This is a genomic window from Algoriphagus sp. TR-M9 (assembly GCF_027594545.1).
GTDB classification, from domain to species: domain Bacteria; phylum Bacteroidota; class Bacteroidia; order Cytophagales; family Cyclobacteriaceae; genus Algoriphagus; species Algoriphagus halophytocola.
The window spans coordinates 4390760-4414211 of record NZ_CP115160.1 but is presented as its reverse complement, the minus strand read 5'-3'; the positions used below and the strand labels follow the sequence as shown (position 1 = coordinate 4414211).

The 23452-nt window shown below is 41.3% G+C and carries 22 protein-coding genes; 5 read left to right on the top strand and 17 right to left on the bottom strand.

Features of this window, described 5'->3' with window-relative positions; all coding sequences use genetic code 11:
* The first annotated feature begins 22 nt into the window (after positions 1–22).
* Entirely contained in the window at positions 23–916 is an 894-nt protein-coding gene (locus tag PBT90_RS18830; protein ID WP_264808041.1) for a TIGR01777 family oxidoreductase, read from the top strand.
* On the opposite strand, the gene PBT90_RS18825 is transcribed toward PBT90_RS18830, so the two are convergent.
* Positions 913–2565, bottom strand: a complete 1653-nt coding sequence (locus PBT90_RS18825) for a M1 family metallopeptidase (protein ID WP_264808040.1) — start codon at positions 2563–2565, stop codon at positions 913–915. The genes PBT90_RS18830 and PBT90_RS18825 overlap by 4 nt on opposite strands.
* A 111-nt stretch (positions 2566–2676) precedes the next feature.
* On the opposite strand from PBT90_RS18825, the gene PBT90_RS18820 reads away from it, so the two are divergent.
* Complete coding sequence (locus PBT90_RS18820) at positions 2677–3039, top strand: n-acetylglutamate synthase (protein ID WP_270130658.1); 363 nt, start codon at positions 2677–2679, stop codon at positions 3037–3039.
* Positions 3040–3277: 238 nt separating this feature from the next.
* Here the strand turns inward: PBT90_RS18820 and PBT90_RS18815 are convergent, their stop codons facing one another.
* The 16 genes from PBT90_RS18815 to PBT90_RS18740 all read right to left on the bottom strand — a co-directional run bounded on the left by PBT90_RS18815 (position 3278) and on the right by PBT90_RS18740 (position 21164).
* Entirely contained in the window at positions 3278–4654 is a 1377-nt protein-coding gene (locus PBT90_RS18815) for a methyltransferase RsmF C-terminal domain-like protein (RefSeq protein WP_270130655.1), read from the bottom strand.
* Positions 4655–5127: 473 nt separating this feature from the next.
* Positions 5128–6915 carry an acyl-CoA dehydrogenase family protein gene (locus PBT90_RS18810; protein ID WP_270130653.1) on the bottom strand — a complete coding sequence of 596 codons (1788 nt, stop codon included), beginning with the start codon at positions 6913–6915 and terminating at the stop codon, positions 5128–5130.
* Between the two features lie 37 nt (positions 6916–6952).
* Entirely contained in the window at positions 6953–7315 is a 363-nt protein-coding gene (locus tag PBT90_RS18805) for a four helix bundle protein (RefSeq protein ID WP_270130651.1), read from the bottom strand.
* Positions 7316–7403: 88 nt separating this feature from the next.
* Positions 7404–8579: a thiolase family protein gene (locus PBT90_RS18800; protein WP_270130649.1), complete on the bottom strand. Its 1176-nt coding sequence runs from the start codon at positions 8577–8579 to the stop codon at positions 7404–7406.
* Between the two features lie 50 nt (positions 8580–8629).
* Complete coding sequence (locus PBT90_RS18795) at positions 8630–8971, bottom strand: four helix bundle protein (RefSeq protein WP_270130647.1); 342 nt, start codon at positions 8969–8971, stop codon at positions 8630–8632.
* A 78-nt stretch (positions 8972–9049) separates the two neighbouring features.
* Positions 9050–11455, bottom strand: a complete 2406-nt coding sequence (locus PBT90_RS18790; protein ID WP_270130645.1) for a 3-hydroxyacyl-CoA dehydrogenase/enoyl-CoA hydratase family protein — start codon at positions 11453–11455, stop codon at positions 9050–9052.
* A 43-nt stretch (positions 11456–11498) separates the two neighbouring features.
* Positions 11499–11969, bottom strand: coding sequence for a MarR family winged helix-turn-helix transcriptional regulator (locus PBT90_RS18785; RefSeq protein ID WP_264808033.1), 471 nt, complete (start codon positions 11967–11969; stop codon positions 11499–11501).
* Positions 11970–12126: 157 nt separating this feature from the next.
* Positions 12127–13875 (bottom strand): AMP-dependent synthetase/ligase, encoded by a 1749-nt coding sequence (locus tag PBT90_RS18780; RefSeq protein WP_270130642.1) that lies wholly within the window; start codon positions 13873–13875, stop codon positions 12127–12129.
* A 467-nt stretch (positions 13876–14342) separates the two neighbouring features.
* Entirely contained in the window at positions 14343–15935 is a 1593-nt protein-coding gene (locus tag PBT90_RS18775; protein WP_270130640.1) for an Ig-like domain-containing domain, read from the bottom strand.
* A 71-nt stretch (positions 15936–16006) separates the two neighbouring features.
* On the bottom strand, positions 16007–16906 hold the full coding sequence (locus PBT90_RS18770) for a class I SAM-dependent methyltransferase (RefSeq protein WP_270130638.1): 900 nt from the start codon (positions 16904–16906) through the stop codon (positions 16007–16009).
* Between the two features lies 1 nt (position 16907).
* Entirely contained in the window at positions 16908–18773 is a 1866-nt protein-coding gene (gene mnmG, locus PBT90_RS18765; protein ID WP_264808029.1) for a tRNA uridine-5-carboxymethylaminomethyl(34) synthesis enzyme MnmG, read from the bottom strand.
* 78 nt (positions 18774–18851) lie between these two features.
* Positions 18852–19277, bottom strand: a complete 426-nt coding sequence (ybeY, locus tag PBT90_RS18760) for an rRNA maturation RNase YbeY (RefSeq protein WP_264808028.1) — start codon at positions 19275–19277, stop codon at positions 18852–18854.
* A 3-nt stretch (positions 19278–19280) separates the two neighbouring features.
* Entirely contained in the window at positions 19281–19682 is a 402-nt protein-coding gene (locus PBT90_RS18755; RefSeq protein WP_264811489.1) for an ATP-binding protein, read from the bottom strand.
* 6 nt (positions 19683–19688) lie between these two features.
* Positions 19689–20450, bottom strand: coding sequence for an exodeoxyribonuclease III (locus PBT90_RS18750; RefSeq protein WP_264808027.1), 762 nt, complete (start codon positions 20448–20450; stop codon positions 19689–19691).
* Between the two features lie 3 nt (positions 20451–20453).
* On the bottom strand, positions 20454–20816 hold the full coding sequence (locus tag PBT90_RS18745) for a hypothetical protein (RefSeq protein ID WP_264808026.1): 363 nt from the start codon (positions 20814–20816) through the stop codon (positions 20454–20456).
* A gap of 6 nt (positions 20817–20822) precedes the next feature.
* Entirely contained in the window at positions 20823–21164 is a 342-nt protein-coding gene (locus PBT90_RS18740; protein ID WP_264808025.1) for a carboxymuconolactone decarboxylase family protein, read from the bottom strand.
* Positions 21165–21446: 282 nt separating this feature from the next.
* Here PBT90_RS18740 and PBT90_RS18735 point away from each other — a divergent pair, with 282 nt between their 5' ends.
* From PBT90_RS18735 to PBT90_RS18725, 3 genes are all read left to right on the top strand, one after another.
* Positions 21447–21938, top strand: coding sequence for a ComF family protein (locus PBT90_RS18735; RefSeq protein ID WP_333482152.1), 492 nt, complete (start codon positions 21447–21449; stop codon positions 21936–21938).
* 180 nt (positions 21939–22118) lie between these two features.
* Positions 22119–22655 carry a YfiT family bacillithiol transferase gene (locus PBT90_RS18730; RefSeq protein WP_270130632.1) on the top strand — a complete coding sequence of 179 codons (537 nt, stop codon included), beginning with the start codon at positions 22119–22121 and terminating at the stop codon, positions 22653–22655.
* A gap of 10 nt (positions 22656–22665) precedes the next feature.
* Positions 22666–23424, top strand: coding sequence for an SDR family NAD(P)-dependent oxidoreductase (locus PBT90_RS18725; RefSeq protein ID WP_270130630.1), 759 nt, complete (start codon positions 22666–22668; stop codon positions 23422–23424).
* Positions 23425–23452: the final 28 nt, after the last annotated feature.

The following is a 23452-nucleotide window of genomic DNA, read 5'->3' as shown; positions in this document are numbered from 1 at the left end:
GATGGATCGAAATACCTTCCTTATGAAAAATATTCTGATTTCCGGGGGCTCAGGCATGATTGGGCAAAAAATCACTGAACTATTGGAGCTTAAAGGCTACCAGGTGGCATGGCTAAGTAGATCCGATAAAAACCAAAAAACATTCATTTGGAATGTAGAGAAAAATGAAATTGACCCAAATGCCATAGCATGGGCAGACGCTATCATTCACCTGGCCGGAGCAGGGGTAGCAGATAAGCGATGGACCGAAGAGCGAAAAAAGATAATCCTCGAGTCCAGAACCCGCAGCACCCAGTTGCTGTACCAAGCCATCAACGATGCGGAAGAAAAACCAAATGCTTTCATTTCAGCCTCAGCTGTGGGATTTTACGGTTTTGACACCTGCGCCACTTTAGTAGATGAAAATCAGGATGCGGGAAAAGACTTTCTCGCACATGTGGTGAAAGAATGGGAAGGTGAAGTCAAAAAAATAAAGGAACTGCATCTTCGTACGGTCATTTTGAGAATCGGAATAGTACTGGACCCAAATGGGGGTGCACTGGCAGAAATGATGAAACCGCCGGTAGCAGCGCCTCTCGGCAAAGGGGACCAATGGATGAGCTGGATTACTAAGGGTGATCTGGCTAGAATGTTTGTCTTTGCTCTAGAAAAAACTACACTACAGGGCATTTTCAATGCTGTGGGTCCAAACCCTGCCACCAACCAACAGTTGACCCAAGCTGCCGCTCAGGTGAAAGGAAAACCTTATATAGGCATAGGAGTACCGGGTTTTGCACTGCGTTTATTCCTCGGAGAAATGGCAGCCATGGTCCTTGGTGGAAACCGGGTCTCTTCCCAAAAGATCCAAAAGGCCGGTTTTGAATATGAATGTCCAGACTTAAAACCAGCCCTAAAAGCTATTTTCAACAAGAATTAATTACCGGATATATTCAGGGAACCCGCATAGTAATTTTCATCCACGCGTACCTGTGGGTTTTTCTTCGATACAGCTATAGTCTGCCAGCGTTGCGTGGGTTTTAAGGTCATTTCTTCGCCCTCCACATAGATTTTCACAGGCATATCAAAGCCGTCAACTACATTCTCCCAGCGGTAGTGAAGCTCACCAGCTTTGATGTTATAACTGAAAATCGGGATTCGTACATCTCTCAGATATTGGTCAAAGACAGGCCTCAGGTTAATGCCTGCCTTTTGGCTGAGGTAGTTTTCGACCTGCCGGGTAGAGACTGTTTGGTGGTAAAACTCCGTGTTCAATCCTCGCAAAATTGCTCTCCATTTCTCATCGTCATTTACAATTTGACGAATGGTATGGAGCATATTGGCACCTTTGTAATACATATCGCCAGAGCCTTCTGAATTGACATGGTAAGTGCCTATGATGGGAATGTCGTTGTTGATTGCCATCCTAGTGCCCAAAACATATTCTTTGCTGGCCTCATTTCCATAGTGATAATCCAGAAATAGATTTTCGGAATAAGCCGTAAAACTCTCATGAATCCACATATCAGCTACATCCCGGTAGCTGATGTTATTGGCAAACCACTCATGCCCAGATTCGTGAATGATGATAAAATCAAACTTCATCCCCCAGCCTGTACCACTCAGGTCACGCCCCAAGTAGCCATTTTCGTATTCATTGCCATAGGTAACCGAACTCTGATGCTCCATGCCCAGATAGGGTGCTTCTACTAGCTTGTAACTGTCTTCATAGAAGGGGTACGGCCCAAACCAATACTCAAAAGCCTCCATCATTTTTGGTGCATCAGCAAACTGCTTTTTCGCCTTTTTCAGATTTTCCCGAAGTACATAATAATCCATGTCCAGGTTACCTTTCTCTCCAGCGTATTTTTCACTGAAGTGCACATAATCACCTATGTTGATATTGACTCCGTAGTTGTTAATCGGGTTTATTACCTCCCAGTGGTACGTTTTAGTCTTGGCTGCAGGGTCATGGTCTGTTCCGATCAGTCTCCCGTTTGAGATATCCATCAGGTTTTCCGGTACGGTCACAGACATCAATATCCCCTGATCCGGTTCATCGTAGCCATGGTCCTTATTTGGCCACCAGATACTCGCCCCGATTCCCTGATTGGCATTTGCGATAAAAGGTAAGCCATTACTGTCCTTTTGCCAGGTCAAACCTCCATCCCAAGGGGGACGAACCGCCTCCACTGGAGTTCCTGAAAAAGTCAAAATCACTTCTTTTTCATCCCCGACATTTTGCGGAGCTGTAAGCGTAATAAAATGCGCATTTCCCTCATGTTCTATTTCTAGCTCAGTTCCATCTTGCACCGCTTTGGTCAGCCTCATAGGGGCTTGTAGGTCGATTTGCATGCGTTTTGGGGATTCCAAAACCTTGTATCTGACGGTATTTTTTCCAGAGAGAGATTTAGTGTCAGGATCTACCTTTACTTCCAAATGATAATACTGCAAATCCCACCAGGCCCGCTCAGGTGTAATGCTGCCACGTAGCGTATCCTGACGGGTAAATTTTTCGCCATGCGGAAACATCTGCGCTTGAGCGCTGAGGCACACGAAAAGATAAATAGAAAGTAATAAAGATCTCATAACTCAGTCAATATTTGGGATTTGATTTCCTAAGATACTGGGAAGGATTAATTGAAAAGCCATAGATTTCCATGAAAGGGATTAATTTTAGCGAAAGAAGCTATTCCATTCATGAATAAAGAAGAAGATTCAACTTTGATCAACTATAACAATCGCAAATTCCGTGCAGTACAAAACTCAGCAAACGGGGAGACTTCTTCCGAAACGGTCTTTCACTATCGACAAAAAGGTAAAATTGTAACAGCAGATTATTCGGGAGGGAAAATCACCCTCGGGCACCTGATAGGTTTAGTGGATGAAAATGGCAACATTACTATGCGCTATCATCAGGTGAATACAGCAGGGGAACTCATGACCGGAATCTGTCATTCCAAACCCGAAATTCAGGAAAACGGTAAAATCCGCCTCCACGAAACCTGGGAATGGACTTCTGGAGATCGATCCAGTGGGGAAAGCCTGATTGAAGAAATTTGATTATATGATTATCTGCAATGATACCAGTCACCTTAAATCCTTCGCTTATCTGGTCGGAAGACCGAAGTGTCCTCAATTCTAAAGTTTAACATGTGCTCTATTACTTTAGCCTCCTTACTGGTAGAAAAGTGGATATACATATTTGATTAAATGGTAGGTAAAGGATCCCCATAGACCGGTTTTTTGACAGAATTCTTGCTGCGCCATTTGTCATAATTCTGACCTGATATTTTAAACTTTATATCCTAATTCTCCATTCCTTAGGGTAATAGTTATTGACCCGGTTGCCTATATTTTTGACCCAGCCTAGCGGAAGATTATGATAGGTGATCAACACCCAGCCCTTCGGCAGGTCTGCGATTTTTAGCTCGTTTTTCCTCAGATATGCTATGGCTTGATTTTCAGGCAGATCCAGGGAAGGAAACTTATTATTGGGCAAAATAGAAAGAGCCCATTCATGCGTAGGGATCCATTTATTTTGTTGCTTTTTTCCTATCTCTACTCCGAAATATTTCAAATTCAGGTGTTGGGAAACCTTTTGGAAATGTAAGTTCCAATTCTTATTCATACGGAAATAAGAGTCCTTTAGTAAGTAATATTTACCGTTTCCGTTGAAATCTAACTCCACATCCAAAGCCTTGGAGTCCTGTTTTGAAACTTCTTTCAAGTATGGGTGCTTGAAGTCTTTAATCCGCTTGGGTACTTGTGTATTGGCACCCGCAGTACGCTTTAATACCGAGACAAAAAAGCCTTCTCCCTGCACCATGTGCGGCAAAAACCTATAGCCATAGTAGGTTTTGCCATCTGCTTCTACCTCGGTCTCCTTGATGTTCCAACTTTCTTCTAGCGGAATCCGAACTGGCTCATACGAAAATTCGGATGTCAAAAAGCGGATCATCTCCTCATTTTCCTGCACATTAAAAGTACAGGTGCTATACAGCAAATAGCCTTCGGCTTTCACCAAAGCCCCAGCCTGATCCATGATCCTTTTCTGTCTGGCAGCACAAAACTGGACATGATCTGGAGACCATTCTTCCCTTGCCTGCATATCCTTCCTAAACATCCCTTCCCCAGAACAGGGCGCATCCACCAATACCAGGTCAAAAAAGCCTTCCAAGGGTGTAAAATGCTCCGGGTCATTATTGGTCACTAGGGTATTGCCCCATCCCCATTTGATGATATTTTCCTTCAAGACCTGGGCTCTGGTCTGGATCACTTCATTGGCAAGCAGCATACCTTCATCCGCTAAATAAGATGAAAGTAAAGTGGATTTTCCTCCTGGCGCTGCAGCCAAATCCAGGTAAATCCCCTTAGGGATTTGCAGGGAATCTAAGATATGCTCTATAAACTGAGAGGAGGCTTCCTGCACATAATACGCTCCGGCATGAAAGGCTGGATCCAGCGTGAAAGTAGGCCGCTGCTCTAAAAAATATCCTTGCTTCGCCCAGGGAATGGGAGCCTTAAGTGGGTAGGGGGTGAAGCACTTGGCCGGATTTAATCTAATTGAAGTCCGGGAAGATTTATTGATTGCTTTTTCAAAATGCTCAAATTCGGCATGACCGAGTAGTTCGAGCATCTGAGACTCGAAGTCCTTAGGAAGTTTAGTTTCTGGCATGGACGCAAAGATATGTTTTTTGAGAAAAAGATGCTTTATCTTACCATTAGGTCCGTTTTTTGGTTTTGAAACTTACTGTATATGAAGTGGTGGTGAGCAATTATAGTCCCTGCCTAGTTAGCCCCACTCTAAAGAAATGCCTCTCCAACCTAGTCTATAAAAGCTGAAGGTAGATAAGCATAGGCTCAACTAGATTAAAAAAAAAACAGGAGCTTTTGGCTCCTGCTTGATGGTTAATCTCTTTTTTTACTTTCCTTTTTTGCGGCTTTGGCGGCTCGCTTTTCCTTCAGCGTTTTGGTCGGCTGAGACTTGTCATTTTTAGGTTTTCCTTCTGGTTGCTTAGCCATGATTCGAAATGGGAAAAGGTGAAACTGAATACCGTCAATGTAGCTGGATTTCCTTTGGTCTCAACCGAATCAAGGCTATTTATTTTTGATGACTGAGCGAAGATGTTGCAATCGATCAGCTATAAATCAGAATGGATATTTTCCCTGATCAATCATATAATCAGCGATTTGCCTTCTCAATTCCTTGGTGTTATAAAGCTCCGATTTGGTAAATCGCTTTAGGCCCATAAGCATTACCTTCTGCTCATCACCTTTGGTGAAACTACCTATCGCCTCTTTAGCTGCGACATTGATTTTGTCCACTGCTTCAGAGAGGTAAATCTGAGCCATTGCTATTTGATTTTTGCAGGCATCTTCCCCTTTCATGGACACCAGTTTTTCTGTACGGAGAATCGCAGATTCGCTCGCGTAGATTTCTATCATCACATCAGCGAGGTTCATCATGATTTCCTGCTCATCCTCGATTTTATCCTGAAGTGCCATCGCAGCTTTTCCACCTACCATCAGGAATACTTTCTTCAGTTTTTTCAGCACCTCTTTTTCCGCTGCAAAGAGCTCAGAAGTATCTATGGTCTCAAAGGAAGGAACAGAAGTAAGTTCTTTGGATACGGCCATCGCTGGATCGAAAATATTGATCTCCCCTTTCATGGCACGCTTCAAAAGCATTCCCACCATCAGCATGCGGTTGATTTCATTGGTGCCTTCGTAGATTCTGGATATTCTGGCATCACGATAAGCGCGTTCCATTGGTGCATCTGCAGAATAGCCCATTCCTCCATAAATCTGAACGCCCTGATCGACCACGTAATCCAGCACCTCCGAGCACTGCACTTTTGCGATAGCACACTCTATGGCAAAAGCCTCAACCCCTTTTAATTTGGCTTCAGATGGATCCATTCCATCAGCTTCGAGGGCAGAGATTTTATTCTCAATATCCTGTCCAGCTCTGTAGCAAAGTGCTTCAGACACATAGGACTGGGTCGCCATTTCGGCCAGTTTGGACTTGATCGCACCGAAGGAATTGATGCTAACACCGAACTGCTTGCGTTCTGTGGAATATTTGATGGCATTTGTAGTAACGGTACGTACGCCTCCGAGTACACCGGCGCCGAGTTTTACCCTTCCTATATTGAGGATATTCACGGCGATTTTGAAACCATTCTGACGATCAGAAAGCATGTTTTCCACAGGAACCGGGCAATCATTAAAGAAAACCTGACGGGTAGAAGATCCTTTTATACCCATCTTTTTCTCTTCCTCATTCATGGTGATGCCACCAAAAGATTTTTCTACGATAAAGGCAGTCAGGTTTTTATCGTCTTCGATTTTGGCAAAAACTATAAATAGATCTGCGAATCCTGCATTGGAAATCCACATTTTCTGCCCGTTAAGAAGGTAGGTTTTTCCATCTTCAGACAGTCTAGCTTTGGTTTTTCCGCTATTGGCATCCGAACCTGCGTCTGGTTCAGTAAGGCAATAACATGCCGCCCATTCACCTGTGGCGAGCTTTGGGAGGTATTTTTTCTTTTGATCTTCTGTTCCATAATACAAAATCGGCAGGGTACCGATTCCTGTGTGAGCTCCGTAGGTAGTGGAAAATGAACCTGCTGCACCGATGATATCTGCAATCAGCATGGAAGTATTGAAACTCATTCCCATTCCCCCATATTCTTCTGGAACGGTAATTCCCAAAAGCCCCAGATCTCCGGCTTTTTTGAAAATGCGAGGAACAAGGTCTGGGTCTTTCATGCTATCGATCTCTTGCGCATAAGGCGTAATTTCGGTGTCGATAAAATCCTGACAGGCCTGAGCCATCATTCGCTGTTCTTCAGTAAATTCTGCTGGGATAAAGATGTCTTGCGCATCTGTCTCCTTGATGAGGAATTCTCCTCCTTGGGTTGATTTTGTAGCCATATTTTAGAAGTTAGACTTTAGACATAAGACACTAGAATTAACTCAATTTCGAATCGAACTTTAGTATCAAAGCATAAAGCATTTTTTGTATTTCAGTGATTTCGTTTGTGACGAAATCAATTTTATCGAAATCAGTAAACTCTAATTCTACACTTACATAGAGTTGGGTTTCCAGTTCGCAAATTGAACCATGGGCTATTCCAAGAAAATGCACAAATTCCTTATCTGTCCTTCTTCCTCCACCTTCAGCAATGTTTGAAGGAACAGAAACCGAAGCTCTTCGCATCTGAGAAATCAAGCCAAATCTTTCCTCATTGGGAAAATCTGCGGTTAGCTTATAAATGTGAACACATAATTTAATTGCTCTTTTCCAGACGAATAGTTCTTTGTAATTGTGCATGATTGATATAGTTAAAATGGAACAATCATAAAGGTTAGACTTGCGCTAGACTCTATTGTCTTATGTCTAGCGTCTTATGTCTTTATACTTATTTCAACAATTCATAAACTCCAGCAACACCCTGACCACCGCCTACACATGCAGTGACAAGGCCATATTTCTTGTTCTGGCGTCGGAGTTCATTGAACATTTGAACGGAAAGCTTCGCTCCGGTACATCCAAGTGGGTGTCCTAGTGCTACTGCTCCACCATTGACATTGACTATCTCTGGATTGAGGTCCAGGGCTTTGATTACGGCTAGACTTTGTGCAGCAAAAGCCTCATTCAGCTCGATCAAGTCTATATCATTCAAGCTCAACCCTGCCTGCTTCAATGCTTTTGGCACAGCTTCTTTTGGACCGATTCCCATAATCCTAGGATCCACTCCCGCCGCACTGTAAGACATCATTCGGGCCACAGGCTCTAGATTTAGTGATTTCATCAGTCGCTCTGACATCACCACTACAAATGCTGCCCCGTCTGATGTTTGAGATGAATTTCCGGCTGTCACCTGGCCTTTATTTTTGAAAGCCGGCTTAAGGCCAGACAGCACCTCCATAGTAGTCCCAGGTCTAGGCCCTTCATCTGTATCGATGATTTGGGTTCTGGTTTTCTTTTTGCCCTTTTCATCCAGATAAGTCTCTTCGACTTCTACAGGAACGATCTCATCTTTGAATTTGCCAGACTTAATCGCTTCAATAGCTTTCTCATGAGATTTCACAGAAAAAGCATCTGAATCCTCTCTGGTGATGCTGTATTCTGCAGCCAATTCTTCAGCAGTCAATCCCATACTGATGTAATAGGAAGGGTGCTCGGTAGCGATTTTGTAATTCAAAACGGTTTTATAGCCCATCATGGGTACCATAGACATGGATTCTGTACCTCCGGCAATAATGCAGTCTGCCATTCCGGCCTTTACTTTTCCCACTGCCAATGCAATTGCTTCGATCCCTGAACCACAATACCGGTTCACGATAAATCCAGGATTTTCCACTCCGAGTGCTAGCAGAGAAATCATCCGTCCCATTTGCATTCCCTGTTCCGCTTCTGGAACAGCATTTCCCACGATGAGGTCATCCACCATTTTGGTTTCCAAACCTGGGGTGTTGGCCACCAGGTGTTTGATTACATCCGCTGCCAAATCATCTGGGCGATAAAACCTGAATCCACCTTTTTTGGCTTTTCCGACCGCCGATCTATATCCATTTACTATATATGCTTCCATTGATTATTATTTTTTAGATTGTTAGAGCCAAGATTTCAGAACCAAGAATTCTAAGTAGTGAGTGTTGCTTTAAAGCCTAGGATCATTCGTTGAACTTCAGAAATATCAGCTTCTAATTGTTGAGCTGTTTCATTTGAAATTAGATTAACCCTTTCTGCTATAATCATTTGAGTTTCTAATTCAAAGCTTTCTCCCAAACTGATTTCTAGCGAATTAGAAAATGATTTTGCTGTTCCTTCAGCTATATTTGAAGGAATAGAAACGCCTGCTCTACGCATCTGAGAAGTCATTCCAAATTTCTCTGAAACAGGAAATTCAGAAGTAATCTTATAGATTTTAACAGCCAGATCTACCGACTTTTGCCAAACTTTTAAATTCTTGAAATTATGCATGACAATTAATTTTAGGTTAAATCTTGATTCTTGGTTCTTGATACTTGTGTCTAGATACTTGATACTTATAGCTTGCTACTAATTCCTTAATGGTTTTCCTTTGAATAAAATACTGTGAATTCTCTCCAGCGTTTTCTTCTCTCCAGTCAAGCTCAAGAATGCCTCACGCTCCAAGTCCAATAAGTATCGCTCAGAAACTTCAGTTGGCGAGGACAAATCCCCACCAGACATTACATAGGCTAGTTTTTTAGCGATCAGAGCGTCGTGCTCTGAGATATATGCCCCATACCTCATCCCGGTGATTCCCGCTTCAAAGAGTGCTAACGATTCCTTGCCAAGTACACGAATATCCGTTTGCTCAATCGGCTGGGTATAGCCCGCTTCATGCAAGGAAAGGACCTTAGACTTAGCTTCTGCCAACTGACGCTTTCTATTCAGGGTGATCCCATCTGACTTTCTCAAATAACCCAAATTCCTCGCTTCCTCTGCAGAGGTGGACACTTTGGCCATGGCAATATTCATGAAGGTATCCTGCAAGCGATTCAGCTCTACATCACCGGATTTCACAGCATTGGAAAATCTCAAGGTCATCTCCTTAGTACCTCCTCCAGCTGGAATCAAACCGACGCCAACTTCCACCAAACCCATGTATAATTCTGCATGTGCCTGCACGTGGTCAGAGTGAAGGGAAAGCTCACATCCGCCTCCAAGTGCCATGTTGTGAGGAGCCACTACCACCGGTACAGCCGAAAATCTCGCCCGCATCATGGTATTTTGGAACTGGGCAATCATCAGATTGATTTCATCAAAATCCTGATCTCCAGCAAACATAAATAACATGGCCAGATTGGCTCCGGCAGAGAAATTAGCACCTTCGTTTCCGATTACCAGTCCCTTGTAGGATTTCTCAGCCATTCCGATTGCAGTATTGATTCCTTCGATCACTTCCTGGCCCATGGAGTTCATTTTGCTATGGAATTCCAATCCGATCACCTCATCACCCATATCATAGATGGAGGCACCAGCATTGCTCCAGATTTCCTTTCCGGCAGATTTCAGCGTGTCCAAAATGATAAAATCATCCATTCCAGGAACTTCCTTGTAGCTTTTGCTCGCAATGTCGTAGAAGTGTTTCTTGCCATTTTCTACTTTGTAAAAGGCTTCATTTCCGGCTTCGAGCATTTCATAAACCCAAGCAGCCGGTTTTTCTCCAGCAGCTTCCATTTTCTCCGCAGTCTCCTTCACACCGAGTAAATCCCAGTTTTCGAAAGGTCCGAGTTCCCAGCCAAATCCTGCGCTGACCGCCTGATCTATTCTGAATAGTTCGTCTGCGATTTCTGGAATTCTGAATGAACAGTATCTAAAGAGATCATAAAAAGTTGCACGGTAGAATTCACCTGCTTTATCATCGAAATTAACCAGATGTTTGATTCGCTTTTTCAGATCCTCAAATTCCTTGGCAGATTCTAAGGCTTTAAACTTGGGTTTTTCTACATCCTTATATTCAAAGGTCTCAAAGTCTATTTCCTTTAATTCCTTAGAGCCATCTTTATGGCGGATCATATTGAAATATCCGGATCCAGTCTTATCACCTAGCCATTTCTTCTCATAGAGCACTTCCATGATTTTTGGAAGTTTGAATTTTTCCCGTGACTCGTCATTTGGTAAAACCTTGTATAGATTATTGGCCACATTGACCGTAGTATCTAAGCCTACCACGTCCATGGTTCGGAAGGTCGCGGACTTGGCTCGTCCTATCACCGTGCCGGTCAATTTATCCACTTCTGAAACGCCTAGACCCATTTTTTCTATGGTATGCATTGCAGAAATAATCGCATAAACCCCGATTCTATTGGCTATAAAGGCGGGCGTATCTTTACAAAGTACGGTCTCTTTGCCGAGGAATTTATCTCCATATTCCATCAGAAAATCAATGATTTCCGGCTTTGTGTTCGGGCCTGGTATGATTTCCAATAAGCGCAGATATCTCGGTGGATTGAAAAAGTGAGTTCCAGCGAAATTCTCCTGAAAATCTTCTGATCTTCCCTCGCACATCATATGCATAGGTATTCCCGAAGTATTTGAGGTAATCAGTGTTCCCGGTTTTCTATACTTTTCTACTTTATCAAAAAGTGATTGCTTGATATCGAGTCTTTCAACAATCACCTCCATTACCCAATCGTAATCTTTGATTTTGTGCAAGTCGTCGTCAAAATTCCCGGTCGAAATCCGCTCCGCAAATGCTTTGTCGTAAATAGGCGAGGGATTGGACTTCAAGGTGCTCTGCAAAGCTGAATTAACCATGCGGTTTCGCACCACTGGATCCTCTTTGCTCAGTCCTTTGTTCTTTTCCTGTTCTGTCAGTTCGAAAGGCACTATGTCTAGCAAAAGTACCTGCACCCCTATATTGGCAAAGTGGCAGGCAATTCTAGACCCCATAACTCCCGAACCTAAAATGGCTACTTTTTTAATGGTTCTGTTCATAATTTTGGGCTTTTGGTCATATTAACCTCGTGGTTGTGTTGGTTTATAATTCAAATATTGGTTTGTGAATATCTACTCCTTTATCCGTTTGGATCTGATCTATCACAAGTTGGATCTTTTCAAATACGGTAAAGAAACGATCGAGGTCATCCTCGCTCACTACTTCACGCACCTGCTCGTTGAATTCCCGGATGGTATTGATAGAGATGGCTTTTTTTCGCTTTCCTTCTTCGGAAAGAAAAATGCGTACCGAACGCTTATCCACCAGATCGGGCTTTTTGTAAATCAGGCCTTTTTCCTCCATAGTTTTGAGCATGCGGGTCAGACTTCTGGTCTCTAGACCCAGTTTTGGGGCGATTTTGGTGGCTGGAGTTCCCTCAGTGGAATTGATATTGATCAGCACAAAGCCTATCGCCGTGGTAAACCCCTCCTCAGCTGCCTGTTGATTGTACATTCTGGAAATCGCATGCCAGGCACTTTTGATATGGTAATCGACCGTTTCTTCTCTCTTCATCTCTTCGGAATTCTTCTAGTTTTGAGGGAATCTAAAATACTAAAAATATTGTATGCATGCATACTAAATAGTAAAAAAGTTATGCATGCATCATATAATTGATCTAGCTCAATTATTATGGGAAAAGTAGTACTTGACTGTTAGGTAATAATATGATTTACTCTTCATAAAGGGCAGCGAGCTCCTTCGCATATTTCTCTTCGATGACTTTTCGCTTCAACTTCATAGTCGGGGTGAGTTCTCCTGTCTCTATACTCCATGAGTCAGAAAGCAATTTAAAACGTTTGATTTGCTCCCATTTTCCGAAGTATTTATTCAGCTCATCCACTTCACGCTTAAATTTATCCACTATATCTGGTCGGGCTATCATTTCCCGGTCTGAAGTATAAGGGATCCCCTTGTGCTGGCAGTAATCTTTCAGCCCATCAAAACTCGGAACGATCAATGCACCTGGATAATTTTTGTTTTCTCCTGTGACAAATAACTGATCAATTAAGCTGGATTCTTTGAATTTATTCTCCATAGCCTGTGGAGCGATGTATTTACCACCCGATGTCTTGAACATCTCTTTTTTCCTATCTGTGATTTTCAAGTATTCTCCATCCATCTCGCCTATATCACCGGTATGGAACCAGCCATTTTGAAGCACCTCTGCGGTGAGTTCGGGCTGCTTGTAGTATCCTTGCATGACATTTGGTCCTTTGACGAGAATTTCACCGTCTTCAGCGATTTTCAATTCCACATCCTGGATGAGTTTTCCCACCGAACCAATACGGATCTCTTCTTCGGTACAGATAGACACCGTGATCACAGGAGAGGTTTCGGTTAAACCATATCCCTCGCAGACTTTGATACCTGCTGCCCAAAACACCCGCGCCAAACGGGGTTGTAAGGCTGAAGCTCCAGAATTGATCTGCAGGACTTGTCCACCTAAAGCTGCTCTCCACTTAGAGAAAATCAGCTTATTGGCCAGCTTCAACTGCATATTGTAAAAAATGCCCTGATCTATATTCGGATCGTATTTCAGGCCTAGATTCAAAGCCCAGAAAAAAAGTGATTTTTTCAGCCCTTTTAGCTCATAACCTTTCGCGACTATTTTATCATATATTTTTTCTAAAAGGCGCGGCACGGTATTAAAAGCATGGGGTTGGATTTCTTTTAGGTTTTCGCCTATGGTATCCATACTTTTTGCATAGTAGATAGAATAGCCTAAGTGCATGAAGCAGAAAAAACCTGTGCGCTCATAGATATGGCACAAAGGAAGAAAGCTCAACACCCGGGATTCACCACGAGCAGGTATCATGATATTGGCGATTCCCAGTACATTAGACAGTACATTTTGGTGGGAAAGCATCACCCCTTTTGGTCTTCCAGTGGTACCTGAGGTATAGATTATGGTAAAAGTATCTTCTGCCTTGACCTTAGCTTTACTTTGCTCCAAATCAGCAAAGTTCTCATTATAACCTGTAGCCAAAAAATCCTCCCAGAAAAGCGCTCCTTCCAATTTCTGAAAGGAATAGATCTTGCGCTCAGCAGCTGCTACTTGGGCTTTTTCCAAAATCTCCTGATTGTCCACGAAAACCATTTTCACCTCGGCATGATCGAAAATATACTGATAGTCCTCAGCACTTATGGTAGGATACATGGGGACAGAAATCGCACCGATTTGCTGCAGTGCTACGTCTACAAAATTCCACTCTGGACAGTTTTCTGAAATAATCGCAACTTTATCTTGCTCTTTTATGCCAATTTTCAAAAATGCAAGGCTGAGATTATCGACTATTTCTTTGACATCCCTTGATGAGAAATTTTTCCAAGTACCGTTTTCCTTTTTAGATAAGGCAATAGGCTTATCGTAAATGGTGATTTGCTCGGGTATCAAATCAAAAAGTCTAGAAAGCTCCATCAGGTTTAGATTTTGGGTTCCTATAATATTACCAAAATGTGAGGCGAATACAAAGACTTATCCACGCTCTCTTTTTATAGTAATTGTAAAATAGATTTTTTAAAAAATTCTTTATTAGGGTTATTAAGGCTGTGGATTTGGGGATAAAGTGTACTTTTTTTCTTCTCCACTTTTTTAATGAAGTTGAATTGGCTTTGTCCACGGGTTATCCCCTGTTTTTCCACATGAAACTTATTAGTATTGATTCACTTAGAGTAATTCTGTGCTTTTTGTGGATTAAAGGACTTCTTTACAGCGTGGGAAATTTTGATGTGGATTACCTGATTTTAGGTGGTGGATAACTGTACGCTTTTCCCCAAATACGAGCTTGGGAGTTTTTCCTGATTTGCACTGTGTGGGTAAGTGTGCCTTTGTCCTAATGATGTCCACGTTTATCCACAGTTATATTGGTACTTATCCACGGTATTTTAGGGAGTGTTTAAGCCTGTTTTTGGACTCGCTTGAATCACCTGTTCTTCGAGTGTCCATCCCCCTCTAATGGTAATATTTTTGTCCCCTGTTTCTGGATTTAGTAGATAGAAAGTGCGTTCTGCGTGCTTCTTTCTCTCAAAGTTTGCTGGATCCCATCGTCTGTTGCCATTGAGATCTTCGATTACCCGTATCTGGTAGTTGCCTGCCTCAATGAGTTTGAATGAGAATGTGGTACTGTTGTCTAGGTAGGTTTCTTTCTTCAGATTTCCTTTGCTGTCCAGGAGTTGAATGATAAAAGGAGGCTCAGCACCTGCTATGGATCCACTTATGGCATCTGCTAAAGTCTCTCTAGACAACTTTTTATAATTTGCAGCCAATGCTGCTTCATTGTACTGGCCTTCAATATCTCTGAAGGTTGAATCGGCTGCTTTTAAGGTAAATATTTCGAAAGGAATCGAATCAGCTAATTCCAGTTTTATATTTAATACGTCTCTGGTCAATGAATCCTTCCAGCTGAGCATTTGTGGGGTTATTTGGATCATGGATGCTGTATCATAGGCTAGGTATAGGGAATCAAAAAATATGTCTTTTACAGGTTTATTGAATGTTAACTCCGCATTCATCTGTTGATAAAAACTTAGGCCTGAATTTGGGGTGATAGTCAGCTTATCTGGATTTCTACTCGATTCTTCAAATTTGGCATAAATCAGTGTGTCTATGCTATAGCCTACTGAATCCAATACAGCTAGATTAATTGCAATACTGTCTTCTTGTATGGATTCGGAATAGAGATTTATACGCTTATCACCTTTGCTGTAGAATACACTTTTTCCAATCTGCTCATTTTCTAAAGTAATTTCTGCGGGGTTTTTATTGAAGACAATGGTATAATTTGTCCCTAGTGGCGAGGATCTGGTTAATTTTATAGGTGTCTGATCTCCTTTAGATAGGTTGAACTGTAATCCTGCAATATTTTGGTCAATACTGATGGTGTCAGTGATAAAATCAAAGGCCTCAGATTTGTATTCTGCTTTGAGACTGTTGTTATCATCTTTCCAAGCATAGGCTAGGTATTTTCCTTCCTTGATATTACTGATATTGAAGTTACCTATGCTATCTGTCTGACTCAGGTAGTATGGTGCAGCCGTAAAAACATTTGTGGTATCTTCCAAAGGATAAAGGCCAACAAGAATGTCTTCATCCTTGGTGTTTCTGCCGGGAAAATAGGAGGAGACATTACCAGAGACTTGTAGGCTGTCTATACTTGGGCCTGTAGAGAATACCAGTTTTAAGTTTTCTGTTGGATTTCCTTCTGATAGATCTTGTACAGCCTTCTGAAAGTTAAAGACGTAAGTTGTGTTTTCTTCCAGATCCTGATTCAGCTCAATCTTTAGTACGTTTTTAATGGCTGTAAAAATTACTTCATCCTTGTTGACCCTAGGGGTGATGAGTATATTCTTATTGGCATTGTCCAGCTTGATATATTCATCAAAAACAATTGAGATTTCTTCTGGCTTAGAATTTAAGCTTTGATCAATAGGGTTCATCTCCATAACTACCGGTGGATCTTCATCGCGTGGACCACCCATCGGAGAACTCTGTTTAGCACAGGAAAAAGCAATGCAACTGCTTAGTAAAAGAATTATTTTGTTGCTGTATTTCACCTCTTTTTGAAAATGAAGATATTACTGGAATGATTTGCCTGGTTTTTCACTGCCAACTGATTTGATTGGTAACCGGATGAAAATGCTTTCAGATATTTTGCTAAAACGTTTTGGGATGGTTTTCTGTATCCTTCTGACAAGAGAGAAACATAATAACTGTCAAATACCATAGGGATTTTTTCTACGAGTTCCAGCTTAAATATATCTTCGAAAGCATTCAGTGCAGATTCATTGAAATGATAGAGGTGACGGGGTACGTCCCAGCCTGCCCATTCATTTCCATATTTTTTTGCATCAAAAGACTTGTAGTTTGGTACTGCTATTATGATGTAACCAGTTGATTTTAAGTGTTTTATGAGTTTTTTTACTGTTTTTCTAAGACTGTGTACGTGTTCTAACACATGAAATAATGTTATCACTTCGAATTGCTTACCTGCTTTGATTTCGTCTAAACTTTCAAAGACCTGATCAGCCAGTTTTGAATTTCCGAGTTTTCTCGCTTTTTCGTTTGGTTCAATCCCAGTGACCTTCCAAGTATCATTATTTGCAGCTAGCAGAAACTCAGCGGTACCGCAGCCATAATCCAATATTTTTCCTTTGTGAGGAACCAGACGGTTGATGAGTTTTACTTTTTGATTTACCGAATACTTTCTGACCTTTTGATAAATGAGTTGGGTAAAGTTGCTGACCTTATCCTCATGGGAATAGTATTCTGGAAAATCGTAATATGGACCTATAGTTTCTGCTGTTGGCCTCGGATTGGTAAATTTTAGTCCACAGGATCTGCACTTACAAATAATGAAGGTTTCCTTACTGACTGCATAATCTTTAATTTCCTGGGAATTTAGAAACCTACCACTTTTGCACAAAGGGCATTTTGTAAGTCTTTCTAGCATTTTATCTTCCAAGGTAAACAGTGATTATGGATAAATCTGCCGGAGTCACACCAGAGATCCTTGAAGCTTGGCCCATGGTTTCAGGTCTTATTTTACTCAATTTTTGTTTTCCTTCGGCTGAAAGTGCTGGTATAGATTGGTAGTCAAACTTGAGTGGTATTTTGAAGTTTTCCATATTGCTCATCTTTTCTACCATCTGCTGTTCTTTCTCTATGTAGCTATCATACTTTATTTGTACTTCCGCTTGTTCTAGTACAGCTGGGGAGTATTTTTCCAGATAGTTTGCTAATTCTGGATCCATTTCTTTCAGTTGTGAAATAACTATTTGAGGCCTTTTCAGCAGTTTTTCAACAGTGGTTTTTTCCTTAATAGTAGCTGTATTCATTTCTTGAAGACTTTCGTTCACTACTTTAGGATCTAATTTTTTCTGCTTGAGATCATTGATCAATTTTGCGGTATTCTCTTTCTTGGATAACATATCCTGAAGCCTTTCTTCGGATGCCAGGCCTATATCGTATCCATGTTGAGTTAGTCGCAGATCAGCGTTATCTTGTCTCAATAATAGGCGGAATTCTGCTCTAGAAGTAAACATTCTATAAGGTTCTTCTGTGCCCTTATTGATTAGATCATCAATTAGTACACCTATATACGCGTCTGATCTTTTGAGTAAGAAGGGATCTTTTTCCTGTACTTTTAATGCTGCATTTATTCCAGCGATTAGGCCCTGTGATGCTGCTTCCTCGTATCCTGTGGTTCCATTTATTTGACCAGCGAAATATAAGTTATCTATTAATTGTGTTTCTAAGGTCAGTTTTAGCTGAGTAGGTGGAAAGAAATCATATTCAATTGCATAGCCTGGGCGGAACATTTTTGCGTTTTCGAACCCAGGTATTTTTCTCAGAGATTTATATTGAACATCTTCAGGAAGGGAAGTAGAGAAACCATTGATATACATTTCTACCGTATTCCATCCTTCTGGTTCCACAAAAATCTGATGTCTATCCCGTTCTGCAAATCTGTTGATTTTATCTTCTATGGATGGACAATACCTTGGCCCTAAGCCTTGGATTCTACCATTGAACATGGGTGATCTATCGAATCCTTCTTCTAGACTTTCATGAACATTTTTATTCGTATAGGTTATCCAGCAGGTTTTTTGGTTCTTGAGGGTTGTAGTCTCCTTTGAGTAACTGAATTTTTCGGGTTGCTCATCTCCATGTTGAACTTCCATTTTGCTATAATCCAGGCTGCGTCCATCCACACGTGGTGGTGTTCCCGTTTTCATTCGTCCTGATTCGAAGCCTAGCTCTACCAGTTGTTCTGTAATTCCTCGTGCAGCTGCCTCTCCTGTCCTTCCTCCTCCAAATTGCTTTTCACCGATATGAATTTTTCCATTTAGGAATGTACCGTTTGTGAGCACTACTGATTTAGCTTGGATTTCTAAACCTATGCTTGTTCGTACTCCTTTTAATTGACCATTAGATACTACTAGACCTGTGATCATTTCTTGCCAGAAATCAACATTAGGGGTATTTTCTAGTGCGAGTCTCCATTCTTCAGCAAACCGCATTCTATCATTTTGCGAACGAGGTGACCACATAGCAGGTCCTTTGGAGCGGTTTAGCATTCTGAATTGAATCATGGACTTATCTGAAATTATGCCTGACATACCGCCAAGAGCATCTATTTCTCGTACAATCTGTCCTTTTGCCACGCCTCCCATTGCTGGATTGCATGACATTTGGGCAATAGTATTCATGTTCATGGTGCACAGTAGAACCCTTGCACCCATTTTGGCTGCAGCGTGAGCAGCTTCGCATCCGGCATGCCCCGCTCCTACTACTATGACATCGTATACTGGAAACATTTTGTTTTTCTTTTACTGTTTCACGTGGAACAGCTCTTGATTTCCTTTTTTAGCCAGGAAGTGTTTCACGTGGAACGTTTATGTATTGTCGAATAATTCTATAGCGAAGTTCTCTTTTTGGCGCATGAGCTTCGCTTCTTGATCTGTCTTGTCTTTGAAACCTAATAAGTGAAATAAGCCATGACTGATTACTCTGTTTAATTCCTTTTCTAGTTCCGTGCCTAGATCTTCGGAGTTTTCTTTGACTCTTTCTACGCTGATGAATATATCTCCTTCTATGACCTTTTCCTTTTCTGAATTATCGAAAGTTATAATGTCTGTGTAGGTGTCATGATTTAAATATTCAAGGTTTATTTCATGCAGGTAATGGTCAGAACAGAAAATGAAGTTTAATTCTGATATGGAGAAGCCTTCCGAATTGGCTATTTCTTTTAGCCAAGACTTTCTTTTGTTTTTCTTGGTTAAGATGAAATTGACCTCTTCAGTAAAGAAATTGATAGCCATATCTTAATTCATATAGAATGATAAAACCGTTTTTGTTCCATTTTCTTCAAATTTCACCTCATCTGACAGGTGTTTGATCAGAAATATCCCTCTACCACCAGGTTTTTCTATGTTTTCTGGTGCTGTAGGATCCTTTAGCTCATTGTAGTCAAAACCATCTCCTTCATCCTGAATGGTAAACAGGAGCATTTCTTTTTCTAGTTTCAACTCTAAATGGACTAGCTTATTTTTGTCATTTTGATTTCCATGGATGATGGCATTGCTGATGCATTCTGTCACCGAAATCATGATATTGCCATAGATGTCATCATTTATCTCAAAATTTTCCCGAGCATTATCTATGAAACTCTCAATTATTTTTACGTTCTCCATCAGAGACGGAATAGAAATTTTTATGCTTTCCATCATGGTTTAATCAATTTCAACTAAAATGGGACAATGATCAGAATGTTTAATATCCGCTAGTATTTTGGCGTTTCTTAGTCTTGGATCTAAAGTGGATGTGGCCATATGGTAATCTATCCTCCATCCTAAGTTTTTTGCTCTGGCATTAGCTCTAAAACTCCACCAAGAGTAGTTATGAGGTTCTTCATTGAACTTTCTAAATGTATCTATGAAACCAGAATCTGTAAACTTATCCATCCAGGCTCTTTCTTCCGGTAAAAAACCTGAGGTATTCTTATTGGCTTTGGGATTATGAATGTCTATAGCTTTATGGCAAATGTTGTAATCTCCACTCAGGATGAAGTTCGGCTTCTCTTTCCTCAGGTCTTGTGTATAGCCGTATATATCATCTAAGAATTCGTACTTGAAAGTCTGCCGGATATCTCCAGTGGTACCAGATGGAAAATAGGCATTCAAGAAAGAAAAATCTTCAAAATCTACTTGGATCAATCTTCCTTCTTCGTCATATTTTGAATAGTCCATTCCAAGCTTTACAGATTTTGGCTTTATCTTGGTAAGTATGGCTACTCCACTATATCCCTTTTTGAAAGCTGGATACCAGTATACATGGTAACCTAGATCTTCAAAAACACTCGCATCTATTTGATCTAAGTTAGCTTTAACTTCCTGTAAACCAATGATTTCTGGGTTTTCCTCTTTTAGCCAGTCTAAAAAACCTTTGTTGATAGCGGCACGAATGCCATTTACGTTATACGATATTATTTTCACGATTTACTCAATTACTATTTCGTATTCCTTTTCAAAGTATTCTAAAACCTGAATTTTTAGAAGTTTCTCTTGATCCAATAAATCAAAATGTGGTAGTTCTTTGATCAGATTCCAGTGTGGCCATCCATCTTGATCTACGTGATCAAGTTCGTAAAAACCAGCATAACTCAGAACCTTGCAAACTGCGATATGCATCAAATCTTGCTTCTGTTCCTTACTGAAGATCTTGTTGCCTTGGCCAAGTTCCTGAACCCCAATAAGAAAGAGTACGCCATTTAAGTCAGCAGGTTTTTTGCCGATGGTTTCTTTTAGGCCTTCTAGTAGTTTTGACCATCTTTTTTCAAGATCTAAATCGCGTTTGAACATTTTAAACTACTGGTTTTCAAGGTTTTCCCAATATTCTGCTGCTCGCCTTAAATGTGGGATAACTATAGTACCTCCTATCAAAGTGGCTATAGAAAAGACTTCAAACACCTGTTCCTTTTTCATGCCCACTTCATGACATTTTCCTAAATGGTACCGCACACAGTCATCACATCTCAAAACCATAGAACAGGCTAAACCTATCATTTCTTTGGTCTGCACATCTACTGATCCCTCAGCAAATGCATTTGTGTCAAGGTTGAAAATCCGCTTGATCACTTTATTGTCTTCAGCCAAAATCTTTTCATTCATTTGGCTGCGGTACTCGTTGAATTCTTCTATGAGATTCATTAACTTAACTGTTTAGGAAAGAATTAAGTAGCAAATATACCATAATTTGCCCTAGGCACTTATGAACAAGTCTTTTTCCCTATGCGTTTATTTTTTGTCAAAGATTTTTTGGATTTAGTGTTTCCTCGCAATTGTGCGCTTTGCGGTAGGTCTCTATTTGATTATGAAGAATGCCTTTGCATGGTATGCTCGGGGAGTCTCCCGATCACAAGCTATCATCTACGGTCCTCGGATAATGATTTGAAGGATAAAGTGCTTGGCCTTAGCAATGTTGGTATGGTGATGTCTTTTCTGAAGTTCAGTAAAGGTGGGCAAAGCCAAAAACTACTTCATAAACTGAAGTATAGGAATATGCCCGAACTAGGAGTAGAACTGGGGAAGAAATATGGGGAAATCCTTTATAAAAGTGGTTTTGAACACAGTTGGGATAAAATCACTCCTGTCCCTCTGCATCCTCTTAAAAAGGCTAGAAGGGGTTATAACCAAAGCGAAGAGTTTGCAAAAGGGCTTAACCAAAAATTACCGGCTGCTATTTCTAAGGATCTGCAGCGTGTAAAATTCACCGAAACTCAAACCCAAAAAAGCAGATTGGAGCGTATGGATAATGTGGAAACCGTGTTTGCCCTGACTCCTGAAGCTGATGTAAGTGGAGCTAGAGTACTCCTGGTGGATGATGTAATGACCACAGGTGCTACGATGTGTGCTTGCGCAAATGTGCTTTTGGCTAATGGAGCAAAAACTGTAGATTTGGTTGCGATAGCAGCTGGAGATTAAAAACTATATGATTATCCTCAATGATGCCATTCACCTTAGATCCTTTGCCTTTCTGGTCGGAAGACGGAATACCTGTCTTTGCCGTTGGGCAGGACGAAATGGGCTCAATCCTAAAGTTTAACATGTGCTATATTGATTTGGCCTCTTAACTGGCAGGAAAGCCGCAAATCATCCTAAACTATGACAGACATTGAATTCTTGAAATACCCAATTGGCCGGTTTCAAAAACCAGAACGTATTTCTCAAGCACATCTAGATGGAGCGGCGACTTATATTCAGAATTTCCCAAAATACCTGAACGATACGTTAGCCAGTTTCTCTGAGATTCAGTTAAACACACCCTATAGGATCGGAGGCTGGACGGTGAAGCAACTTATTCATCACATCGCTGATAGTCATATGAATGCGCTTATCCGCTTTAAGCTGGCACTTACGGAAGATAATCCGAGTATCAAACCCTATTTGGAAGCAGAATGGGCTAAACTCAATGATTACACTTTGCCCATAGCCGGCTCCTTATCTATGATTCAGGCCATGCATGAAAAGTGGGCCAAAATTCTGAAATTAATGAATTCAGAGGATTTCCAAAAAACTTACTATCACCCTGAATACCAGAAAAACATACCGCTGGCAGAAGTGACTTTAATGTATGAGTGGCATTCCAAACATCATTTGGCACACATCCAACACCTGATGCTTAGAGAAAACTGGAAATAGCCTGATTTTTATGAATATCTCCCTACATAATCAACGCATTCTTGTCACTGGTGCTTCCAGAGGAATAGGAAGAGCTATCGCAAAGCAATTGTCAGAATCAGGGGCAGAGGTAATTATCCATTGCAACAGAAATAGACTAGAAGCCGAAAAACTTCAAAGTGAATTAGCCGGTCCCTCGCAGGTGGAAGCCTGTGATTTGTCCGATATAAATCAAGTAATGGGGTTTATCCCTAATCTAGTCCTAAAATACGGTCCCTTGTCAGCAATTGTGAACAATGCCGGCATGGCCAAACCTGCACCGGATGACCTGGCTACTGAAGATTGGTTGCAAATCTGGAACGAAACATTCGCAGTGAATGCCACAGCTTTGGGTATACTCTGTAAGGAATTCGTGGATCAGGCTAAAACCCATCAAAATGGGCGTATCATCAATATTTCTTCCCGCGCAGCCTTCCGAGGGGACACCACAGATTACCTGGCTTATGCAGCTTCTAAAGGAGCTGTAGTTAGTCTGACCAGATCAATCGCCAGGCATTACGGCAAACAAGGGATTAAGGCATTCCTGATCGCGCCAGGCTTTACGCGGACAGATATGGCTAATGAAATTCTATCCGAATATGGAGAAGAATTTGCCTTAAACGACATTGCTTTGAATGAATTGACCAGGCCAGAGGACATCGCGCCTATGGTCACATTGCTCTGCTCTGGCTTAGCAGACCATGCTACGGGCACTAGCATTGATATCAATGCGGGATCTTATGTGCGCTGAAATGAGTTAAACTGGTAAATGATCCTAT